We start from the raw sequence: 20,297 nt of genomic DNA, 5'->3' as shown, positions 1-20,297 counted from the left end.
CGCGCGCTGCCAGGGTGGGGGGCTCACGCGTTCACGGGGAGAGACCTGACCCGAGGTCGGACGCTGCGCGCCGGGTCCTCACGTTCAGGTCGCTGGCCGCGATCCCTGCATCCTCGCTCGGTTTTTCCGGAGGGTAAGGGTTTCGTCAGGAGGGCGGCGGCGCTAGATTCACCCGGGTTGCACCCTCGCCGTCGGGGAGATCTGTTGTGGTAGCACTTCTCCGTGCAGTAGTCCGTGTTCTCCCGGTAATCGGGGTGCTGGCGCTCGCGGGGTGCGGCGATCGGGGCAAGGCGGCGGGCAACGAGGACATGAAGCGTCCGCCCGCTCTGCTCCAGTTCGAGGGCTACGTCTACGTCCCGACCGAGACGAGCGATTTCAAGATCCTCGAGCGCGTGCGGGCGCAGACGCGCTCGGTGTTCACCGGGCTGCGGCGGTCGCGGGTGATGGTGAGCCGGCGCGAGGTCCAGGGCGCGACCACGGACAGCTTCCTCAAGGAGGCCGTGACCGTCGTCGACGCTGCGGGGCAGCGCAACCTCGCGCTCCGCGTGCGCTACCGCTTCATCGCCCGGCCGGAGGTCGCGAACGGCATCGACGATCGCAAGGAGCTCGCGCTCGCGCTCCTGCACCGGGAGGACGACGCCGTCGCGGAGCGCGTGCTCCGGGAGTGCACGGCCAACCAGGATGCGAGGAAGGGGGGCGCCAGCGCCGTCGGCCTCGACTTCGATCCGTCCCTCCCGGGCTGCAAGGCGGCGATCGACGCGGAGCAGGCGGCGATCGACGCCGCGCGCGCGAAGGTGCCCGAGCTCGCCGGGGCTCCCGCGTCGCCGAAGGACACCGTGGTCCCGGTGGAGGAGGTGCGGCGCGTGTACCTCCCGACCCGGGTGACGGTCGAGCTCCGCGCCCGCAGGCCTGGCGAGGTCGCGCCGCGCTACGCCCCGGTGGACCGCCCGGAGGAGCCGGAGCAGGACGAGCGGATCGCGACCGCGGAGCCTCGCGGCGGCGAGGGCTCGGAGGCGCTCGAGCCGGCGGCGGTGATCGTCGATCCGGATCTCTCGACGCGGCGGACGCCCGAGGAGCAGGCGCTGGCGGCCGAGGGCGCGCTGCTGCCGAAGCTGCCCGCGGCGGGCGGCACGAGCGTCGAGACCGGCGGGAGGCGGCTGCCCGAGGTCGTGAGCCCCGCGACGGCGCAGGCGCAGCAGCGCAAGGTGGAGGCCGCGAACGATCGCTTCGAGATCCCGATCGAGACGCTGGCCGATCCGAAGTTCCTGGTCGTGTGGCTGAGCCTCCTGATGGCGTATCCCATCCTCCGGGGCGATCCGCGGAAGCGGCGCTGACGCGGCGCCGCCCCGCGCGCTGACACGGCGCCACCGGACGCCGCCTCCGGCGCTGACGCGGCGCCGCCCCTTTCGTCGACGCGGCGCCGCCGCTCACGCCTCGCGCGCGCCAGCGCTCCAGCGCTTGCGGGCGCGCGCGAGGCTGCCCGGCTCGGCGAAGCCGACGAGCAGCGCCGCCTCCTTGGCGCTCGCCCCGCGATCGATCAGGTCGATGGCGCGCGCGCGGCGCTCTCGATCGACGAGATCGTGAAAGCTCGTCCCCTCGCGCTGCAGCCTTCGCTGCAGCGTGCGGACGCTCATGTGGAGCCGCCGCGCCACGCTCTCGAGCCGCGGGGCGGCGACGTCGAGCTCGGCGCGGAGCATCGAGGCGATGCGGTCGGCGAGCGACGCGGAGGCGGGGAGCGCGGCGACGGCCGTGAGGGCGATCCGCTCGAGCGCGCGCCCCAGGAGCTCCGGCGGCGCCGCGACCGGGCGCCCCGCCACCTCCGCCGGCAGGGCGAGCGCGTTCTCGGCGCAGCCGTACGCCGGCGCGACGCCGAGCGCCGCGCGCAGCGCGTCGTCGGGGCCGAGCCGGCCGTGCCGGAGCCGCGCGGCGTGGCCCTCCGCGGGCTCGCCGGTGAGCAGCCGCACCGCGTCGGCGATCTCCACGAGCGCGCACTCGGCCAGCACCGCGCGCGCCAGGGCGCTCCGCCCCGGGTGCTCGAAGCGGACGGCGAGCCCGCCGCGGAGCGCGCTCAGGGCGAAGCGCTCGCCGTCGCCCCACACGCGCTGGTAGGCGACGGCGCGCGCGAGCCCGTCGCGGAACGAGGGCCCCGCGAGCAGCAGGAGCGCGGCGACGCCGTACGTGTCCTCGTCCCGCACGCGCGCCAGCGCGGCCCCGAGGCCCGCCGCCCCGACGCGCGAGGCCGCGGCCTCGACGGCCCGATCGAGCGCGGCGTAGGGGACGCGGCAGGTGGGACGCCGGAGCTCGCCCTCGGTGGCGCCGAGCACGTCGAGGAGCGGCGCCGTGTCCATCGCGCGGTCCGCGAAGAACCGCACGAGGCGCAGGGCCATCGCGCCCGAGATGCCGGCGCCGCTGCTACCGCGCGGCTTCATGGGACGATCGGGATGGCGCGCGAGGCCGCGCGATCTGGCGTGTCCGGCCGCCGCGCCCGGAGGGGGCGTGGGCTAGGTTCCTCGCCATGGTGCTGCGTCTCATGAAGATTTTCAGTCTCGCATTCGTGGAGACGGCCGTCGAGCGCGCCCGCCGCGGCCCCGCCCGGCCGACCTGGGGCTTCGGCTGCGAGTGGGTGGTCCGGGCGCTCCGCCGCGACTTCATCGACATGCTCGACTGGCCGTATCCGAAGGTCCGGGCCGATCTGGACGCGCGCTTCTCTCCCGACAAGGCCGTCCGGCGCGTCGAGCGCACGGCCGACGTCCTCGGGGGCGTGCGCGCCGTGTGGTTCGAGCCGCCGGGCGCGATGGATCGAGGCGTGGTCCTCTACCTCCACGGGGGCTCGTACCTGTTCGGATCCACGAAGACCCACGCGGATCTCATGGCGCGGCTCGCGCTCTCGAGCGGCGCGCGCGTCGTGGGGATCGATTACCGGCTGGCGCCGGAGCATCGGTATCCCGCCCAGCTCGAGGACGCGCTCGCCGCCTTCGGCGCGCTGGTCGAGCGGGGCCACGCGCCGGGCGAGATCGCGCTCGCCGGCGACTCCGCCGGCGGCAACCTCGCGCTCGTCGCCCAGCTCGCGCTGCGCGATCGCGGCGAGCAGGCGCGCTGCGCCGCGCTCATCTCCCCCTGGCTCGATCTCACCGCGAGCAGCGCCTCGACGCGCGAGAACGACCCCACCGACTACGGCACCCGGGAGGGGCTCGTGCGCCAGGCGCGCGACTTCGCCGGCGCGATCCCGCTCGACGACCCCCGGCTGTCCCCCCTGCACGCGCGCCTCGACGGCCTGGGTCCGCTGTTCGTCCAGGTCGGCGACGCCGAGCGCCTCCGGGACGAGGGCCTCGAGCTCGCGCGGCGCGCCCGCGCGGCGGGCGTCGACGTCACGCTCGACGTGCTGCGCGACATGCCGCACAACGGGCCGGTCCTGGCGGAGGTCCACCCGGAAGGCGCCCGGGGCGCGGAGACCCTGGGGTCGTACCTGCGCGCGCGCCTGTCCGAGCCCGCGCGCGCGCCGCATCCGCCGGCGCCGCCCCGCCGCCCGGGCGAGGCGGCGACCGCGCGGCGGGCCTGAGCCGCGCTCCGCGGCCGTTGCGGTGCGCGCGCGCAGCGCGTACTGGATCGGGCCCGCGGGGCGCGCTCCGCGGGGACCTCGAGGAGGACGGAGACGATGACGCCTTCCCAAGACCTTGTCGACCTGGCCGAGCGGCTGGCGGACGCGAGCGGCGCGGTGATCCGGCGGTATTTCCGCAAGGGCATCGAGGCCGACGACAAGGCCGACGCGAGCCCGGTCACGGTCGCGGACCGCGAGGCCGAGGCGGCGATCCGGGAGCTGCTCGCGGCGCGCGCGCCGGGCCACGGGATCGTGGGGGAGGAGCTCGGCCGCGAGAACGAGGGGGCGGAGCACGTGTGGGTGCTCGATCCCATCGACGGCACGAAGGCGTTCATCACGGGCAAGCCGCTCTTCGGCACGCTCATCGCCCTGCTGCACCGGGGGAGGCCGGTGCTCGGCGTCATCGACCAGCCCGTCCTCGGCGATCGCTGGGTCGGCGCCCTGGGCCGGCCGACGCTCTGGAACGGCAGCCCGGCGCGCGTCCGCGCCTGCGCGGGGCTCTCGCTGGCGCGCCTCTCCACCACGGGCCCGCAGTACTTCCCGCCGGCGGCGGCGCGCGCCTTCGGCGCGGTCGCGTCGCGGGCCAAGCTCCTGAGCTACGGCGGCGACTGCTACCAGTACGGCCTCGTGGCGAGCGGCAGCATCGACGTGGTCGTCGAGCACGGGCTCAAGCTCCACGACTTCGCGGCGCTCGTCCCCGTGATCGCCGGCGCGGGCGGGCTCATGACGGACTGGGAGGGTCGCCCGCTCGACGCCGCGAGCGCCGGCGACGTGGTGGCCGCCGGCGATCCGCGCGCCCACGCCGAGGTGCTCGCCGCGCTCCGCGCCGGCCTCGCCGAGCGCGAGGCGCGCTGACGCCGGCGCGCCTCGGTGACGGGCGGCGGCGAGGGCGCTGGCGGCGAGGGCGGGGCCGCGGGGGCGCCGGCGGAGCCGCGGGGGCGCCGGCGGAGCCGCGGGAGCGCGGGCGGGGCCGGGGCGCGCCGGCGGGGCCGGGGCGCGCCTGGCCCAGGCCTCACGCCCGGAGCCCCCGGTACTGGAGGGCGAGGGAGCTCTTCAGCACCGGATCGAGCGCCGCGCCGAGCGTCGCGAAGCCGCTGAGCCAGGACAGGAGCGCCGCGAAGTAGAGGGCGAAGATGTTGTGCGCCGCGGCGAGCGGGTCGATGTCGCCGCCCACCTCGCCGCGCGCCTGGGCGTCGCGCACGAGGCCCGCGATGCGGTGCAGGAACGCGAAGGTGAGGGCGTTGAGCCGCTCGCCGTTCGGGCCCGACGCGCCGGGGAAGGCCTTCACGAACGCCTGCGACACGAGCGGCTGCTCGCCGTACATCGCGAACAGCTGCTGGAACACGTGGAGCAGCTGGGGGAGCAGGGGGTCTTTGCGCGGCAGCGTCTCGAACGCCGCGTCGACCACGGCCGCGAGCCGGTCGTGCATCACCATCATGAGCAGGTCGGCCTTGTCGCGCGCGTGGACGAACACCGTCCCCGCCGCGACCTCGGCGCGCTCCGCCACCGCCTTGGTCGTCGTGCCGTCGTACCCGAGCTCGGTGAAGAGCGCCCACGCCGCGTCCCGGATGCGGCGGCGGGTGTCGAGCTTCTGCTGGGCGCGGCCGCCGCGCTCGGGCGCCGGCGCGCCCGTCCCCGCCGGTGCGTCCGGCGCGCCCGACCCCGCCGGCGACGCGGCTCCCTTCCGGCGCTTCGCCGCGTTTTTACTGACCCTACTCATCGTTCGCGCACTGTGCTTCCGCACGCCTTGACGAGTCAAGCCAGGTGGACTTGACAGGGCGGGCTCGAAGAATGACCATGGTCAGTGACCATAGTCATCAACTGAGGGTGGTGCCATGGCGCTGGTGCATTACGACGAGGGCCTCACGATGCGGGAGGCGCGGGCGATCTACTTCGAGGTGAACGGGTTCGGCGCGGACGGCGGGTACGGGGACGCGTGGGTCGACTTCAAGCTCGGCCCCCTGCCCGTCCCGTTCCCGAACACCCGGGCGCGCGTGCGCGCTGTCCGGTACCACGACCTGCACCACGTGCTCACGGGCTACGACACGAACACGATCGGCGAGTTCGAGATCTCGGCCTGGGAGCTCGGCGCCGGCTGCAAGGACTTCGTCGCGGCGTGGCAGCTCAACCTGGGCGGCCTCTTCGCCGGGCTGCTCTCGGCCCCGCGCCGGACGGTGCGCGCGTTCCTCCGCGGCCGCCGCGGCGAGAGCCTGTACGGGCGACCGTTCGAGGCGCTGCTCGATCGAGAGGTCGGCGAGCTGCGCAGGGAGATGCGCGTGGAGGCGCCGTTGTCCGGCCCGACGGTGAGCGACGCGCTCTGGCTGGCGCTCGCGACCCTCGGGGGGCTCGCGGTGGGCGTCGCGGGGCTCGCGCTCGTGCTGATCGTGACGCCGATCGGGCTCGTGAGCCTCGCGCTGCGCCGGCACCGCGCGCGGCGCGCCGCGGGCGCCGAAGCTTGAGCGACAGAGCGGGCGCGCCGGCAGCCTCCGCCGGCCGCAACGCACGCTCCCGCCAGCGTCCAGCGTGAACACAACAGGGCCGACCGCCGCGAGCCGCGCACGCCGATGCGTTGCGACGAGTTTGGAAACTCCGTAACGTTGCAGGCTGCTGAAGGAGCCCGAGCTCTCTTCTTGTGGCTTGACGCCTCCTACCAGCACTGACGACGAACGCTCTTTCTGGAGTTTGGGACCCTTGTTGCCGGTAGCAGCCTTCGCGACAAGCCGGTCGCGAGGACGTCAGCGCAGCCGCACAAATCAAGGAATCTGACCTGCCTCTTTCATCTCTAGGTAGTCTTGCCGCGCCTTCCCAGACAATACGCTCTTTCGGATGTACTGTCGCCGACTTTCACTCAATAGCGAGAGCGCGGCTAGCCGCTCAAGCACCTGTCGCACTTCAGCGCTCTGGTAATTCAACACCAACTTGGCGCCCCAGTTGAAAGGCGGAAACGCCAATTTGTCCAACAAACGCTCAGGAACCCGCTCCTCCTCGACCAAATCTGCCACTGATACCACCAGTTTAACAAACTGCGGCAGCGCGAGACGCTGCATTGCGTACCCCGTGATCTCCTTGTGAAGCAAGGACTGCCTTGGGTCCGCATAGAGCGCTGCAGCTGCGCTCGCGAAGCTGTCTGGGGCTTCGTAAATCTCCAAAAATTCACTGTAACGAAATAACCCGTCCGGAGTGGTTGACAGATCCTTCACCAACCCCCCGACCTCCGCCACGCGCACTTCCAGGCTGACCGGCGTTTTCATTCCTTTACCTGCCATAACTTGCTGTGGCTCTGAGCATCCGACCAGGAGTAGCGCCAAAAGAGCTCCCGTTCGACCGAGTGTAAGCGCCACCTACAATCACCTCGAACCGTATCGTTTAAAGTGAGGAGTTCCGTGTCGACGACCGCTCCAGAAGTAATCGTTCAGAAGCACATAATCACTCGCCGCCGATATACATTGTCGGTCCATACTAACCGTTTGCACAGAATGGTTCCCCGACGCAAGCACAACACTCGCGGAGCTCGCCTTCGGGTACGCGACCAACCCAACGTGCCCTGTTGCATCTGAGTAGTTGACCGCTTCAGCCACCATGTCACCGGGCTCTGCAACGAATTCGCTGACACTGACCCAGGAGCCAATAACTTCGCGATCATTGGCCCACTCCCCAGCCAGCGGAGGGTACCAAACCGTTTCGAGTCGACTCATACTGAAACGAGTTCTCCTAGGAACGCTGTAACCTGACCAGTTTGCCGTCTCGTAAACAAACAAATTGCACTTATTCGCACCAATCGGATACGGGTGTCTTTCAGCATTTACCGCCCAGGCGGCGCTGCCAACAAATGTCAGAGATTTATCCACAAAAATATTTGTTTTACCGTAGACGACACCGATCTCATAGTCACCCGGAACGAGATCCGAAAAGACCACGATACCGGTGTCCGTCAGCTCCTTCTTCGGAGTAGGACCCCTGAGCTCTACCATCGCACCTCTCACGTGCGTTGGAACTGGGTTATACAGCACTATCACAGTCAGAGATGCCAACTCCTGCACGCAGGGAGACGTCACACACCCCAACGGGTTCGCCGGTGGAGATGTAACATCCTCCGTGATCCCGCCATTGGCAGCATACAGTCGCATCCACTCGGCACGCAGTTCTGCCTGGCGCGGGTCGTCTGGATCTAACGCTATCCGGCTGCCGAACTCGTCGTACAACAAGTTGGGTCTCGGATCACCGGCATGCCGCGCATACAGTCCTTCATCAGCCGCCCTCAGCGCCGCCACGTTTAGAGGTCGCCTCGCCCGCTCCGCCATGGCGCTACGACCTCAGAACAAGCGTAGTATATGCATCCAAATCATCCATTTTTCTCGTCCCAGAACGTCCTACACGTCGAAGGATCTTTGATGCCCACTGAGTGTGATGAAAGAGCGGACCGTACTCCATGACAAATTCCAGAAACCGACACACATCAGATTCGTTCACAACATCGTAGCTCGCTGCGCTCTTGACTCCCTCCCGGATGATCCCTCGTAGCCGACTGTCCTCCGCGGCGCCAAACCGTGCAATCAGGTGTTTGACCACTTTAGCTTCGAAGTCGCGCCACAGGGCATTCTCGTAAGCTCGAATTTGTTCCTCACGTATGATGAACATAGAACTCGACTTCAATAGAACCATCACAAATCCGAGACAACAACGACTGCCGGCTCTCTAGAATCCCAGATCTCGATCGCGTCGACCGTACCATTGCTGATCCGGGGCGCGCAGAGCGCAATCTCTCCCGCGAAGTCCGTATGGGACTCTAGCTTGCCCTCATGCACCGTCCCATCGGCAAAATCGGCGACATAGCGCTCGAAGGGGACAGGTCGTTGCGGAGCGTTCTCCCCGAAGAGCGCGATCTCCACTCACGTATCCTCGGCGTCCACCCCCACCGGCTCCTCCGGCTCCCCCGGGTGCGCTCCCCCGCCCTTCCCGGGTGAGCCGCTCACGTTGATCTTGACGAGCGTCCCCTTGATCGTGACCCCCGCCGCATCCAGCCGGATGAACCCGCCCGGTCCGCGGATCGTCACGTCGTCCGCGCCTTGCCCCACGACGTCCTCACCGACGACGTGGATCTTCTTCGCCGCGCGCAGCGCGTAACGACCGCCGACGCGCTCCTGTTGACCTTGCTCGACGGTCCGCGACTGCGTCCCTCGAACCTCCTCCCGGTAGCTCGCGCGCACCTCCAGGTGGCAGCTCCCCTCGATCCGCTCCCGCCTGTCGCCCTTCGTGACGGCATCCACGTCCTTGCTCACCGATCGCTTGACGTAGCCGTCGATCCGCTCGGACTCATCGTTCTTGACGAGCTTCTGCCGGTCATGACCCACCGTGCTCTGCTCGTCGTTCTTCACCAGCCGCTTCCGGTCTTTCTGCGCCTGCTGCCAGACGAGCTCCTTGCCCTTCAGGTCCTCGAACATCACCTCGTTGAACCCGCCCGCGCCCGGCGAGGAGTCGCTCTTCCAGGTGCTCCGGGTACGGTGCTCGGGCAGGGCGTACGGGGCGCTCTGGACGGCGTTGTAGGTGCGGCCGACGACAACGGGCTGATCGGGGTCGCCCTGAAGGAACGTGACGAGGACCTCCTGTCCAATGCGCGGAAGCGTGAGCATGCCCCAACCGGCGCCACCCCATCCTTGATGCACGCGCATCCAGCAGGAGCTGTGCTCGTCCTTCTGCCCTTCTCGATCCCACGCGAGCTGGACGCGGACGCGGCCGAACTCGTCCGTGTGGATCTCCTGGCCAGACGGCCCCACGACCACGGCGCTCTGGAAGCCATGGACGACCGGCTTCGGAGCGCGCCGCGGCGGGCGATACGGTGAATCGGCAAAGACCGCCTGCCCGGAGAGCGTCCACTCGCCGTCAGGCGTACCCTCGAACGAGCTCTCGACGACGAGGAGCTTGCGGGCCGCGGGCAGCTCGGGATGCGGGTGGCTGTCGACCGAGAAGACGACGCCCGGGACGACGTCGAAGGCGTTCGTTTCATACGCGATACCGTGGACGCCCACGCGCTCGCCGTGGAGCTCGCGATGTACGAGCTCGTCTCCATATCCGGAGTCATGGCGGGCGAACCCCTGGTCGTCGGCGACCGGGCTGCCGGCTGGCTTGCCGGTCTCCACGAGAAACGCGCCGGGCCGGTACCGGTACTGCTCGCAGCGATCCTCCGCAGAGGCCGTCCGGGCGCTCGCCGCCAGCGGAAACGTCGGACGTCGAAAGTCATGGTCCCGTACGCTCACCGTACCAGGACGCACTTCACGGCTGAGACGCACGCCAGTAACGAATTCCCGTTCGGCGCCCTCGCTCACGTCGCCAATATAGAGGAGCGGGGACGCCGACCGGGGTGAGGTCGCCTCCAGGCGGTCGCTGAAGATCGGCGCGGCGGCGTGCCCCTCGTCGTCCGCAAACGTGAAGGCGATCCCCGCTTCCTCGAGCAGGCGGCTCAGGAACAGGTAATCGGTCTCGGCGTACTGAACCTTGTATTCAAGCTTCGGATAGCGCCGGCGATCGATCCGCCACACCGGCTGAATACGCCACTCGCCGAGGAGGCGGTCGATGATGTCGGGGATGGAGAGGTGCTGGTAAATGCGCTGATTGCGCCGCTGCGTGAGCTGCCAGAGGGTCGGGACCAGGCGGAAATGGTACGTGGAGACGTTCTGCTGACCGGCCGCGGTCTTGACGGCGTGGACCTGCTCGGCGCGGCTCACAAGGCCGCTCCACGTGCGGCCGCCCGGCCGGTGCGCGAAGCCGTAGCCGGCGTCGGCGTGGAAGGTCCCCGGGCGGCCGACGATGGCCCCGAGGTCCATGGCTGGATCCGGCGAGCGGGCCCAGACCGAGATCGAGAACGGCATCGAGATGGCCTCGTGGACCGCAAACCGATGCACGACCAGCGAGTCTTCTCCGGAAAAGAGGGTCAGCTTCAGGGTGGGCATCTGTCATCCCTCGGACGGCGCATCCGCCGTCTCCGACGCCCTGGCGAGTCGCTTGGCCGTCGCGAGCTCGGCGTCGATGCTCGCGAGGCCGTGATCGGGGACCTCGTAGAGGATGCGCTCATGGGCGCCCAGCATCTCGTCGATCTGCAGCGGCGTGCACGTGGGAGCGAAGACGCTCATCACGCCGGGATCGTAAAACCTGAAGTAGACACGCTCGCCCGACGTCTCCAGCTCCACCATCAGGAACCGCCGGAAGTGCCGTCGGACCTCACGAAACGGCTCTCGGCTCGTGCAGTAGATCCCCCAGCGCCTCCCCCAGCCCTCGAGCACCAGCCGCGACAGCAGCGTCGAGCTCGGATCCATCGGGCCGGCCAGGTAGGGCGCCACGTCCTCCAGCGGTTCGCCGGGGGGCCCCTCGTAGAGCGACTGGTGACGCTCCACCGACTCTCGCAAGAGCTCCAGGATCCGGTCGTCACGGGCGGCGTCGAGGACCGCGTACAGAGGAACGCGCGAGGAGGCGTCACGCAGCGTCTCCAGCGCTCGCTCCGCGAGCCTCTGGCGCGTCGATCGACGGCGCCGCTCGTCCTCGTCGACCTCGTCCTCGTCCCCGTCCGGCGGCGGCGTATGGGCCTCGAAATAGACCATGAAATCGGCTTCGCCAGCGCGGATCCAGGCGCCGTGCTCCACCTCGGCTTCGGCCACCGGCTCGCCATTGAGCTGCGTACCCGTCGCGCTCCGCAGGTCCCGGAGCGTGCAGCGCGCGCCGTCCCAGGCGAGCTCGAAATGCACCGCCGAGAGCCTCGGGTCGTGCCGCACCGCGAGCTGCGCCATGTCCCCGCGCCCGACCCGCAGCGTATCGCCGGGGTCGATGGCGACCTTCGTGCCCGCGAGCTTCCCCCACCGGACCTCGACGATGCAGCGCGGCGCCGGCATCAGCGCTCCCCCCGTTTGCGGCGCGCCTCGCGCTCCTTGCGCTTGCGCTCGCAGTCCTCGCAGAACGGTTTCTCCGTCCTCAAGGTCTCCGCCTGAGGGTTCGAGCCGATGAGCACCGTCGGACACCCCTTCACGATCACCCCGCCGTGCGACGTAGGATCCCCCATGCGCGCCGCATCCTTGTGGCCGATGATCACCGTGGGCTCGCCCGCCGAGATGCTGTCGATCGCGGGGACGCACTGGGCGCTGTCGCCGACGCGCGCGGCGGGCTGGAAGCCGATCAGGACGGTCCCCTCCCCGCTCAGGACCGGACCGCCGACGTGCGGGACCGGTCCGGGCTCGACCTTCGGGCACGTGTGCAGGTCGGTGATGCGTGCTGCCGGAGGCATCTCTCCACTCCTCTCCTCTCGCGTCGAACGTTCGGTCGTGGACCATCCAGCGCCGATCACTGCCCTATCAGCGTCCGGCTCACGTCGTCCGTGACGGCCTCCGTCGCCTCGGCCGGCTCCTCGGGGCTCGCGCCCTTGCCGCTGCCGGGCGAGCCGCCGCTGTTGATGCGCACCACGTTGCCCCGGATGGTGATGCCGCTCGCGTCGATGCGAATGAACCCACCCGGCCCCTTGAGCGTCAGGTCCTTCGACGCCTCGATGACCAGCGCCGTACCGGCGGCGACGTGGATCTCCTCCGCCGCCGCGAGGGCGTGGCTCTTGCCCACGACCTCATGGCGATCTCCGCCCACGATCAGCGAGTGCGACCCGTCGATCTTCTGGTTGCGCTTCCCCCGGACGCGAAGGTGGCTGCTGCCCTCCACGCGCTCGCGCTTCTCCTGCTTGATGACGATGTCTTGATCCTTGCCGACATAGACCTTCAGGTTGCCGAGCGTGCGCTCGTGCTCGTCGTTCTTCACGAGCAGCTGGCGATCGTGGCCGATGGTGATCGTCTCGTCGTTCTTGACGAGCCGGCGGCGGTTCTTCTCGGCCTGCTCCCAGACGAGCTCCTGCCCCTTCTGGTCCTCGAACATGATCTCGTTGAACCCGCCGCCGCCCTGCGACGAGTCGCTCTTCCAGGTGCTCCTCGTCTTGTGCTCCGGGAGCTTGTAAGGGACCTGCTGGGTGGCGTTGAAGACGCGCCCGACGACGATCGGCTGATCGGGATCCCCCTCCAGGAAGCCGACGAGGACCTCCTGGCCGACGCGGGGGATGACGATCATCCCGTAGCCCGTGCCGGCCCAGCCCTGGCTCACGCGGATCCAGCACGAGCTCGCGTCGTCGTGCTGCCCCTCGCGGTCCCAGGGAAACTGGACGCGGACCCGGCCGAACTCGTCGGTGTGTATCTCCTGCCCCGCGCGGCCCACGACCGTGGCGCACTGCGCACCTTCGACGCGAGGCTTGGGGGTGCGGAACGGAGGCAGGTAGGGAACGTCCGTGAAGAGGGCGCGGCCCGACATCGACCACTCCTCGCCAGGGGTGCCGTCGATCGAGAACTCGGTGACGAGCAGCCGCGTACCGTCGGCGATCTCGGGGTGCGGATGGCCATCGACGCTGAAGACGACGCCGGGCCAGAGGTCGATCGTGTTCGTCTCGAAGGAGATCGCGCGGCGATCGACGCGCTCGGCGCCGAGCGCCCGCTCAGCCAGCCCCGCGCCGAAGGCCTGCTCGTGACGCGTGGCCCCCTTGTCGTCCGCGGCCGGCGTGCCGCCGCCCTTGTCCGCGTGGATCAAGAAGGCGCCCGGCTGGTAGTGGTACTGCTCGTACCTGTCCTCGGGCGCGGGCGCCTTCTGCGCCTCGCCGAGGAGCGGAAACGCCGGGCGGCGGAGATCATGGTCGCGGATCGTGTAAGCCCCCGGGCGGACCTCGTGCGAGAGCTGGACGTTGGCGACGAACTGCTGGTCGAGGGGTTGGCTCGGGTTGTCCGCGTAGGTCAGCGGCGCCCCCTCGCGCAGCGGATTCTGGTGCAGCCGATCGCTCAGCGTCAGCCGAGAGCCCGCGCCCTCGTCATCGGGGAAGGTGAACGCTATCCCGGCCTCCTCCCAGAGGCGGCACAGGAAGGCGTAGTCGCTCTCGCCGTACTGGACCCTGTACTCGAGCTTGGGATAGCGGCCTCGATCGATCTGCCAGACGGGCTGCAGGTTCCGCTCCGCGAGCAGCCGGTCGGAGATGTCCGGGATCGTGAGGTGCTGGTAGATACGGTAGTTGCGGCGCTGGGTGAGCAGCCAGAGATCCGGGACGATGCGCACGTGGTAGCTGGAGACGGCCGTCTGACCGCTGGTCGGCTGCACCGCGTGGACCTGCTCGACGTAGCTGCAGATGCCTGTCCAGAGGCGGGTACCTGCGCCAGCATGAGACATGCCGCCGATGACGCGAAAGCGCGCCGGCCTGCCGATGATCGCCTCCAGGTCGATGGCGGGGTTCTCGGATCCTGCGAGGACCGAGACGGCGAACAGGCTCGATACCGCCTCCTGCACCGAGAACCGGCGCACGGATAGCGGGCCCTCGCCACACGCAAACGTCACCTCGAGACGCATCGGCGGGCTCTCCTTCGTTCAGCCGGCGAGGACCTCCCTCACCCTGTGCCAGGCTCACCGGTCGGATCGAAGGGTATGCGATCCGCCGCCGCCATCGGAACAAGAAAACGGGTGTGCTCAATGGCCACGCGGTCAGCTCCTGGGCAGCCGCAGGAGCTCCGCGGCCGCCGTCCTGAAGATGCGTTCACAGGCTCCCCACGCCAACTCCAGCCGCGCGCGGACAGCCTGGACGGCGGCCTCCACCCTCGCCCGCTCGCGCGCGTTTCCGTCGGCTTGCTCGAGCAACCTCTGCAGCGCGCCAGGGTCCTCGGCCGCGCGTGTCATATGAAAGAACGCCCTCCGGACGCGCGTGATGTCGGGCGTGAGGTCGCCCTCGTTGAGATAGGATCGCGTGCGCGCGATCTTCGTGAACAGGCGGACCACGGCGCCCTGGAACTCCTGCGCATACATCGAGTAGGCGTCGTTGTTGGCGTCTCCGCCGAGATAGGTCGCCGTCTGGAGCGATTCTCTCAGATCCCTCAGGGCCGCATCCTCGAGGAACGCCGTCAGGAGGCTCGATGTCCGCGGCATGTGCCGGCGCATCCAATCGTCCCGCGCCGCCCTGCTATGGATGAGGGCGCCGAGCGGAGCGGAGCCAGCCGAGCCGCTGGCGTGCTTGTCGCGCGCATAAGCGTTGAACCCGGCCTCGAACGCGCCGTTCATCTTGGCGACGATGTTGTTGAAGACGTGATCCCCCTTCGACATGCCGGCCTCCCCATCGCTGCGGCTGCGCGCCCGCCCGTCACGCGCGCGGCGCCGCCATCAACCTCCCCAGCGCCGTCACCCTCAGGGCCGCCGGGTGCGTCTCGTACTGATCCTCCTGCAGCTCGAGCGTCGCGATCAGCCTCGCCCTGAACCGCGCCTGCATCGGCAGCCGCTTCGCCAGATCCTCGGGCAGGTACGCCGGCACGAGCCTCGACGCGCCGCCCACCTGCAGCAGCGCGCGCAGGTGCACCGCCCCGAGCACCGAGCGCCGCTGGTAGCATCGCCGCTCCAGGAGCACCCGCTCCGCCTGCTCCCCGAGGTACCCCTGCGGCACCGAGCGCTTCACCCGCGCGAAGGCCTCCTCGATCCGCTGGGTGAGCCCCTCGGCCACCGCCGGCGGGCAGAGCAGGTGCGGCATGCTCAGGAAGCCCTTCGCCTCCTCGACCGCGGCGCTCAGCGCCTCGTCCCCGGCCGCGAACGTGGCCGCCGTCGTCATCGTCGCCTTCAGCCGCTCGAGCTCGTCGAACGGGAAGTGCAGCTCGCCGGCGAGCAAGGCCAGCGGCGGCACGAACTTCCCGTCCTCGCGGACCGCCCGCTCGAGCGCCCGGCTCAGCTCCGCCTCGTCCGCCGCCTCCCCGCGCGCGAGCACCTCGAAGACCTCGCGCCGATCCTCGACCGCCATCGGATCCCGGACGATCGCCGGATCGTCGACCTCCGCGTCGAGCGGCCTCCCCTCGAGCTCGCGGAGGATCCGCTGAAACGCGGGCTTCCGCCGCATCCGCGGCACCTCGTCGGGGTCGTACCAGATGAACTGCAGCGCCGGGGCGCCCTCGAGGCGCGGCGTCGCCGCAGGCGCCGGGCGCGCGGCCGGCGCTGGCTCGGCCCTGACGACCTCGGGGCTCACCACGTGGGCGGCGAGCTGCCCCACCGTCATGGGAGGCGGCTGACCCGCGCGAGGCTCGACCGACCACGGGTTGCTCTCGCGCGCCGGTGGGATCGCTTCCATCGGCGCAGGCGCCACGACCCTCGGCGGCGGCGGAGGCGGCGGCGACGGCGCGAAGAAGGCGTCCGGATCGTCGCTGCCTGTGCGCGTCCGGCGGGTGGGAGGCGGCGGCGAGGCCTGAGCCCAGGACGACGACTGGCCGAGCGACGGCGCGGAGCCCGGCGGCGCGGGCACGGCAGGCGGCGCCGCGCCGGCCCACCCGGACGAGGACTGCGACAGCGGCCGCGGCGCGCTCTGCGCTGGAGCGCCGCCCGCGAAGCCCGACGCCTGACCCGACGGCGCGAACGGGAGCGCCATCTCCGCCGGGGGGACCACCCCCGGCGCCATCGTCCCCGCGAAGGCCTCGGCCTCGTCCTCGGACGACGGCGGCGGCGGAACCGCCGTCTCCGCGACATCGAGCCCCCGCGGCTGCGACGCCGTCGATGCGCGCCCCACCGCTCCACCCGGCCAACCGGCGCCCGCCCCGGCCTGCGCGAGCTCGACGAGCACCCTCCCCCGCTCCTGCGGGTGCTCGATCGGGACCTGCGCGCGCCACGTCAACGCGCACACCGACCGGTCCGCGTCGATCCACAGCGTATCGCAGCGCAAGGTGAGCGGCTGCGCCGCGCCGCTCGCGCGCTCGAGCACCGCGCGCGGCCGGACGCCGGGCAGGCTCGCGACGAGGCGCGGGTGCTCCGGGTGGAGGTTCTCGAGCGCGATCTGCGCGTCGTCGCGCAGCTCCTTGATCTGCTGATCCTGCGGCGCGTGATTGAAGCACGAGAAGTCGATGTCTTCCGGGAGCGGCTGCTTGTACCAGTCCCTCAGCAGCCCCGGCGCCCCCTTGCGGCCCATCTTCTCGCGCCTCGACGGCCACGTCGGCGAGAGCGGTCCGAAGCCGATCGGCGCAATGAAATCAGACCGGGAGGTGACCTTCACCCCCGGCGGCTGGAGGTTGGGGATCAGGATCCGCCCTTGCGCGTCGTGCATTCCAGGGCGCAACCCGACAGGATTGAACGTGTCCGGCCCTCCCGCCGCGCGCTCGTAAATCAACGGCATCCGAGAGAACCGTTGTCCTTCGTGGAGCGTGCCGTCTTGACCGAACGCCCGATCGCAGAACACCGCGATCGACTTGTCCACCTCGCCCACGCTGAGCCGGGCGATCAGCGAACGCACGGGCTCTCCCCTCGGCGCGAACGCGTGCCCGACCAGCGCGACGTCTGCCCAGGGCTTCACGGGGACGAGATCGCAGGCGGCGCGGAGGCTCCGGCGGGCGTCGTTCTGCCAGTGCTGGTCGTCCTCGTGCGGCGGCTCCTGCTCTCTTGCCAGCGCCGCCTCGCCTGGACGCAGCACGAACGTCGCTTTGCAGACGACGGTCAACATCCACGTCGCGGGGCGTGGCTGCCAGACGACCGAAGCGACCGGCAGCGGGCAGTTGGAGACGACATCCATGGCGGGGTGCGCCATCCTACACCTCGGCGAGCTCGAGCCGTTCAACGGGCTCGCGGCCGAGCTCGCGAACTCCCCTCCCCCGCCCGCCCCGCGCGCCCCTCCGCCCCCCAGCTTGACCCGGCGCCCGCCACGCACGAGGATCCGCCCCGTGCCCCAGCGAAAGCGCTACCTCTTCGTCTGCGTCAACCGCCGCCCGGACGGGGTCCCCAAGGGCTCCTGCGCCCAGCGCGGCGCCGAGGGGATCCACGCGCAGCTCAAGGCCGCCCTCGCCGAGCGCGGCCTCGCCAAGACCGAGGCGCGCGCCTGCACCGCGAGCTGCATCGACGTCTGCTGGGCCGGCCCCGTCATCGCCGTGGAGCCGGACGGCTACTTCTACGGGCGCGTGACCCCCGCCGACATCCCGGAGATCGTCGACGCCCTCGCCGAGGGCCGCCGCGTCGAGCGGCTCGTGCTCCCGCCCGAGGACTTCACCGAGGCCACGGCCGGCCCGCCGCTGCCGGCGCCGCCCCGCCGCCCCCCGGAGGCGTGATGCGCGGCTTCGAGTTCTGCGAGACCATGGCCGGGAGCTTCCACCTGGCCGAGTCCCCCGCCGACGAGCGGCCCATGTCGTTCACCATCCGCGCGCGCTCGCGCGGCCTCCTCGCCTTCCTGCGCAAGCCCGAGGTCGAGATCGAGGGCGAGATCGACGCCGAGGGGTTCGCCGATCACCGCTACCTGTCCGGGCGGCTCGGCCTCGACCTCGCGCGCACCGGCACCCTCCCCTACTCGTTCGAGTTCACCGCCAACGACGGCCGCCGCTGCGCGTTCGCCGGCCGCAAGACCGTGCGCCCGAACGACCTCCTGGCGTCGATGACCGTCCTGCCCGGCGTGCTCGTCGGCGAGGGCGGCGCCGTGATCGGCGAGGCGCTCCTCCGCTTCGACCTGCGGAGCGACCTGCTCCGGTTCCTCAAGAGCTTCCGGACCACGAGGTAGCCATGCGAAGGCTCGAGCCCATCGCGAGCGCGGTCATCGTCGTCGACGTCCAGGAGCGGCTCGCGGCCGCGATGCCGGCGCCCCAGATGGACGCGCTGACCCGCGCGGCCACCTTGCTGATCGAGGCGGCGCGGCGGCTCGGCGCGCACGTCCTCGCGACCGAGCAGTACCCCGCGGGGCTCGGGCGCACCGTCGCGCCCCTCGCCGAGAAGCTCGCCCAGGCGGGCGCGCCGGTCATCCCCAAGATGGAGTTCTCCGCCTGCGACGCGCTCGAGTTCGAGCGCGCCTTCGGCGAGCGCGCGCCCCGCACCGCCGTCGTCGTCGGCATGGAGGCGCACGTCTGCGTCTTCCAGACCGTCCGCGAGCTCGCCGCGCGCGGCGTCGCGGTCCACGTGCCGCTCGACGGCGTCGCCTCGCGCCGCGACGACCACCGGCTCGCCGGCCTCGACCTCTGCCGCGCCGCAGGCGCCACCATCACCACCGCCGAGACCGTCGTCTTCGACTGGCTCAAGGTCGCCGGGACGGACGACTTCAAGCACCTGTCGAAGCTCATCCGCTGAGATCGCCGCGATCTCCGCGGGCACCGCGGCGACCAGGTCGCCGTGTCAGTTTGTCAGCCACCGGCTCGGACTTTGTCAGACCCGTGCTCTTCTGGACACGCGGCTGACGTTCGTGACACAGTGGCGCATGGCTGACGATCTGGCACAAGTCGGAGCCCCCCCGAGCGCGCCCCCGCCCGCCGGCGCCGCGCCGCCGCCCGGCGCGCCGACGGTCCTCGTGGTCGACGACGAGCCGTCGAACGTCGCCTCGATCGAGAAGATCTTCCAGCGCGACGGCATGCGCGTCATCACGGCGGACAGCGCGAAGGCGGCGCTCGAGATCGTGCGCAGCCGCCGCGTCGAGGTGGTGCTCACCGACCTCATGATGCCGGGGGTCAGCGGGCTCGAGCTGCTCCGCGCGCTCAAGCAGCTCGCGCCGGACACCGAGGTCGTGATGATGACCGCGTACGGGACCGTCGAGACCGCGGTCCAGGCCATGCGCGAGGGCGCTTACGACTTCGTGGAGAAGCCGCTCAAGCGGATGACGATCATCAAGAGCGTCCGCAAGGCCGCCGAGCGCCAGTCGCTCGTCGCCGAGAACCGGTCGCTGCGGCAGGAGATCAAGCTGCTCACGAAGCGCGAGATCGTCGGATCGAGCCCGACGCTCCGGCGCGTGCTCGACATCGCGACCCAGGCGGCGCCCTCGAGCGCCACGGTGCTCGTGCTCGGCGAGAGCGGCACCGGCAAGGAGCTGCTCGCGCGCTTCATCCACGAGCGCAGCGCGCGCTCGCGCGGGCCGTTCGTCGCGGTCAACTGCGCGGCCATCCCGGAGACGATCCTCGAGGCCGAGCTCTTCGGCCACGAGCGCGGGGCGTTCACCGGCGCCCTCGCGAAGCGCGACGGCCGCTTCGCCAAGGCGGCCGGCGGCACGCTGTTCCTCGACGAGATCGGCGAGCTGTCGCCGGCCGTGCAGGTGAAGCTCCTCCGCGTGCTGCAGGAGGGCGAGTACGAGCCCGTCGGCGGCGACACGGTCCGCGCCGACGTGCGCCTCGTCGCGGCCACCAACAAGGACCTCCGCGCCGAGGTCGCCGCGGGGCGCTTCCGCGAGGACCTGTTCTACCGGCTCAACGTGATCGCGATCACCGCGCCCCCGCTCCGGACCCGGCGCGAGGACATCCCGCTCCTCGTCGACCACTTCCTCGGCGTCTACTGCACGAAGAACAACCGCCCCCGCCTGGAGGCGCCGCGCGACGTGCTGGCGCGCCTGACCGACTACACCTGGCCGGGCAACGTCCGCGAGCTCGAGAACGTGATCGAGCGCGCGGTGGTGCTCTGCCGCGGCGACCAGCTCTCGGTCGACGACCTGCCCGACTTCATCCGCGAGGCCGCCCCCGCCGAGCCGAGCTCGCTCACGTTCTCGGTCGGCACCCCCCTCGACGAGGTCGAGCGCAGGCTCATCCGCGAGACGCTCCGCCACGCGCGCGGGGACAAATCCGTGGCCGCGCAGCTGCTCGGCATCTCGACCCGCACGATCTACCGAAAGCTCGGCGAATTGGAGTGATCTCGCGCGCGCCGCCCGGCGGAGAGGGCGCGCTCCGGCGCGCCGGCA

Annotated in this window: 19 protein-coding genes; 8 read left to right on the top strand and 11 right to left on the bottom strand. The window is 70.7% G+C overall.

The features are described 5' to 3' along the window. The first annotated feature begins 308 nt into the window (after nt 1-308). Nucleotides 309-1,334 carry a hypothetical protein gene (locus WME83_RS51775; protein WP_437317103.1) on the top strand — a complete coding sequence of 342 codons (1,026 nt, stop codon included), beginning with the start codon at nt 309-311 and terminating at the stop codon, nt 1,332-1,334. Between the two features lie 93 nt (nt 1,335-1,427). On the opposite strand, the gene WME83_RS51770 is transcribed toward WME83_RS51775, so the two are convergent. After that, nucleotides 1,428-2,429, bottom strand: a complete 1,002-nt coding sequence (locus tag WME83_RS51770; protein WP_437317102.1) for an AraC family transcriptional regulator ligand-binding domain-containing protein — start codon at nt 2,427-2,429, stop codon at nt 1,428-1,430. Nucleotides 2,430-2,530: 101 nt separating this feature from the next. On the opposite strand from WME83_RS51770, the gene WME83_RS51765 reads away from it, so the two are divergent. Further along, nucleotides 2,531-3,559 carry an alpha/beta hydrolase gene (locus tag WME83_RS51765; protein WP_437317101.1) on the top strand — a complete coding sequence of 343 codons (1,029 nt, stop codon included), beginning with the start codon at nt 2,531-2,533 and terminating at the stop codon, nt 3,557-3,559. Nucleotides 3,560-3,655: 96 nt separating this feature from the next. Next, nucleotides 3,656-4,453, top strand: a complete 798-nt coding sequence (gene hisN / locus WME83_RS51760) for a histidinol-phosphatase (protein ID WP_437317100.1) — start codon at nt 3,656-3,658, stop codon at nt 4,451-4,453. 157 nt (nt 4,454-4,610) lie between these two features. Here hisN and WME83_RS51755 read toward each other — a convergent pair whose 3' ends face one another. Beyond that, nucleotides 4,611-5,318, bottom strand: a complete 708-nt coding sequence (locus tag WME83_RS51755) for a TetR/AcrR family transcriptional regulator (RefSeq protein ID WP_437317099.1) — start codon at nt 5,316-5,318, stop codon at nt 4,611-4,613. 115 nt (nt 5,319-5,433) lie between these two features. On the opposite strand from WME83_RS51755, the gene WME83_RS51750 reads away from it, so the two are divergent. Continuing rightward, nucleotides 5,434-6,057: a hypothetical protein gene (locus WME83_RS51750; RefSeq protein ID WP_437317098.1), complete on the top strand. Its 624-nt coding sequence runs from the start codon at nt 5,434-5,436 to the stop codon at nt 6,055-6,057. A 294-nt stretch (nt 6,058-6,351) separates the two neighbouring features. On the opposite strand, the gene WME83_RS51745 is transcribed toward WME83_RS51750, so the two are convergent. The 9 genes from WME83_RS51745 to WME83_RS51705 all read right to left on the bottom strand — a co-directional run bounded on the left by WME83_RS51745 (nt 6,352) and on the right by WME83_RS51705 (nt 17,177). Beyond that, nucleotides 6,352-6,849, bottom strand: a complete 498-nt coding sequence (locus WME83_RS51745; protein ID WP_437317097.1) for a hypothetical protein — start codon at nt 6,847-6,849, stop codon at nt 6,352-6,354. A 96-nt stretch (nt 6,850-6,945) separates the two neighbouring features. Next, the gene (locus WME83_RS51740) at nt 6,946-7,869 is read right to left on the bottom strand and encodes a hypothetical protein (protein ID WP_437317096.1); all 924 of its coding nucleotides are present in this window, start codon (nt 7,867-7,869) and stop codon (nt 6,946-6,948) included. A 390-nt stretch (nt 7,870-8,259) separates the two neighbouring features. Then, nucleotides 8,260-8,487 (bottom strand): hypothetical protein, encoded by a 228-nt coding sequence (locus WME83_RS51735; protein ID WP_437317095.1) that lies wholly within the window; start codon nt 8,485-8,487, stop codon nt 8,260-8,262. After that, nucleotides 8,488-10,545 (bottom strand): type VI secretion system Vgr family protein, encoded by a 2,058-nt coding sequence (locus tag WME83_RS51730; protein WP_437317094.1) that lies wholly within the window; start codon nt 10,543-10,545, stop codon nt 8,488-8,490. 3 nt (nt 10,546-10,548) lie between these two features. Continuing rightward, nucleotides 10,549-11,478 (bottom strand): DUF4123 domain-containing protein, encoded by a 930-nt coding sequence (locus tag WME83_RS51725; RefSeq protein WP_437317093.1) that lies wholly within the window; start codon nt 11,476-11,478, stop codon nt 10,549-10,551. Next, nucleotides 11,478-11,867 carry a PAAR domain-containing protein gene (locus WME83_RS51720; RefSeq protein WP_437317092.1) on the bottom strand — a complete coding sequence of 130 codons (390 nt, stop codon included), beginning with the start codon at nt 11,865-11,867 and terminating at the stop codon, nt 11,478-11,480. The genes WME83_RS51725 and WME83_RS51720 overlap by 1 nt, the downstream gene beginning before the upstream one ends. A gap of 56 nt (nt 11,868-11,923) precedes the next feature. Beyond that, a complete protein-coding gene (locus WME83_RS51715; RefSeq protein ID WP_437317091.1) occupies nt 11,924-14,002 on the bottom strand; it encodes a type VI secretion system Vgr family protein in 2,079 nt (692 codons plus the stop codon). 132 nt (nt 14,003-14,134) lie between these two features. Beyond that, nucleotides 14,135-14,746 (bottom strand): hypothetical protein, encoded by a 612-nt coding sequence (locus tag WME83_RS51710; RefSeq protein ID WP_437317090.1) that lies wholly within the window; start codon nt 14,744-14,746, stop codon nt 14,135-14,137. A 37-nt stretch (nt 14,747-14,783) separates the two neighbouring features. Beyond that, a complete protein-coding gene (locus WME83_RS51705) occupies nt 14,784-17,177 on the bottom strand; it encodes a DUF2169 domain-containing protein (RefSeq protein WP_437317089.1) in 2,394 nt (797 codons plus the stop codon). A gap of 148 nt (nt 17,178-17,325) precedes the next feature. Here WME83_RS51705 and WME83_RS51700 point away from each other — a divergent pair, with 148 nt between their 5' ends. From WME83_RS51700 to WME83_RS51685, 4 genes are all read left to right on the top strand, one after another. Beyond that, entirely contained in the window at nt 17,326-17,706 is a 381-nt protein-coding gene (locus WME83_RS51700) for a (2Fe-2S) ferredoxin domain-containing protein (RefSeq protein WP_437317088.1), read from the top strand. Beyond that, nucleotides 17,706-18,149, top strand: coding sequence for a hypothetical protein (locus WME83_RS51695; RefSeq protein WP_437317087.1), 444 nt, complete (start codon nt 17,706-17,708; stop codon nt 18,147-18,149). Before WME83_RS51700 ends, WME83_RS51695 begins: the two co-directional genes overlap by 1 nt. Before the next feature lie 2 nt (nt 18,150-18,151). Further along, entirely contained in the window at nt 18,152-18,709 is a 558-nt protein-coding gene (locus tag WME83_RS51690) for an isochorismatase family protein (RefSeq protein WP_437317086.1), read from the top strand. 127 nt (nt 18,710-18,836) lie between these two features. Further along, nucleotides 18,837-20,249: a sigma-54-dependent transcriptional regulator gene (locus WME83_RS51685; protein ID WP_129580924.1), complete on the top strand. Its 1,413-nt coding sequence runs from the start codon at nt 18,837-18,839 to the stop codon at nt 20,247-20,249. Nucleotides 20,250-20,297: the final 48 nt, after the last annotated feature.

The organism is Sorangium sp. So ce385 (assembly GCF_051474135.1).
GTDB lineage: Bacteria > Myxococcota_A > Polyangia > Polyangiales > Polyangiaceae > Sorangium > Sorangium cellulosum_D.
Note: the sequence above shows the minus strand (reverse complement) of the source record. Positions and strands in the feature narration are given on the sequence as shown.

Excerpts from the sequence above, each read along its gene's own strand:
- WME83_RS51775 (WP_437317103.1), top strand. The coding sequence starts at position 309 with ATGAAGCGTCCGCCCGCTCTGCTCCAGTTCGAGGGCTACGTCTACGTC.
- WME83_RS51770 (WP_437317102.1), bottom strand. The coding sequence starts at position 2,429 with ATGAAGCCGCGCGGTAGCAGCGGCGCCGGCATCTCGGGCGCGATGGCC.
- WME83_RS51765 (WP_437317101.1), top strand. The coding sequence starts at position 2,531 with ATGAAGATTTTCAGTCTCGCATTCGTGGAGACGGCCGTCGAGCGCGCC.
- hisN (WP_437317100.1), top strand. The coding sequence starts at position 3,656 with ATGACGCCTTCCCAAGACCTTGTCGACCTGGCCGAGCGGCTGGCGGAC.
- WME83_RS51755 (WP_437317099.1), bottom strand. The coding sequence starts at position 5,318 with ATGAGTAGGGTCAGTAAAAACGCGGCGAAGCGCCGGAAGGGAGCCGCG.
- WME83_RS51750 (WP_437317098.1), top strand. The coding sequence starts at position 5,434 with ATGGCGCTGGTGCATTACGACGAGGGCCTCACGATGCGGGAGGCGCGG.
- WME83_RS51745 (WP_437317097.1), bottom strand. The coding sequence starts at position 6,849 with ATGAAAACGCCGGTCAGCCTGGAAGTGCGCGTGGCGGAGGTCGGGGGG.
- WME83_RS51730 (WP_437317094.1), bottom strand. The coding sequence starts at position 10,545 with ATGCCCACCCTGAAGCTGACCCTCTTTTCCGGAGAAGACTCGCTGGTC.
- WME83_RS51725 (WP_437317093.1), bottom strand. The coding sequence starts at position 11,478 with ATGCCGGCGCCGCGCTGCATCGTCGAGGTCCGGTGGGGGAAGCTCGCG.
- WME83_RS51720 (WP_437317092.1), bottom strand. The coding sequence starts at position 11,867 with ATGCCTCCGGCAGCACGCATCACCGACCTGCACACGTGCCCGAAGGTC.
- WME83_RS51715 (WP_437317091.1), bottom strand. The coding sequence starts at position 14,002 with ATGCGTCTCGAGGTGACGTTTGCGTGTGGCGAGGGCCCGCTATCCGTG.
- WME83_RS51710 (WP_437317090.1), bottom strand. The coding sequence starts at position 14,746 with ATGTCGAAGGGGGATCACGTCTTCAACAACATCGTCGCCAAGATGAAC.
- WME83_RS51705 (WP_437317089.1), bottom strand. The coding sequence starts at position 17,177 with ATGGATGTCGTCTCCAACTGCCCGCTGCCGGTCGCTTCGGTCGTCTGG.
- WME83_RS51695 (WP_437317087.1), top strand. The coding sequence starts at position 17,706 with ATGCGCGGCTTCGAGTTCTGCGAGACCATGGCCGGGAGCTTCCACCTG.
- WME83_RS51690 (WP_437317086.1), top strand. The coding sequence starts at position 18,152 with ATGCGAAGGCTCGAGCCCATCGCGAGCGCGGTCATCGTCGTCGACGTC.
- WME83_RS51685 (WP_129580924.1), top strand. The coding sequence starts at position 18,837 with ATGGCTGACGATCTGGCACAAGTCGGAGCCCCCCCGAGCGCGCCCCCG.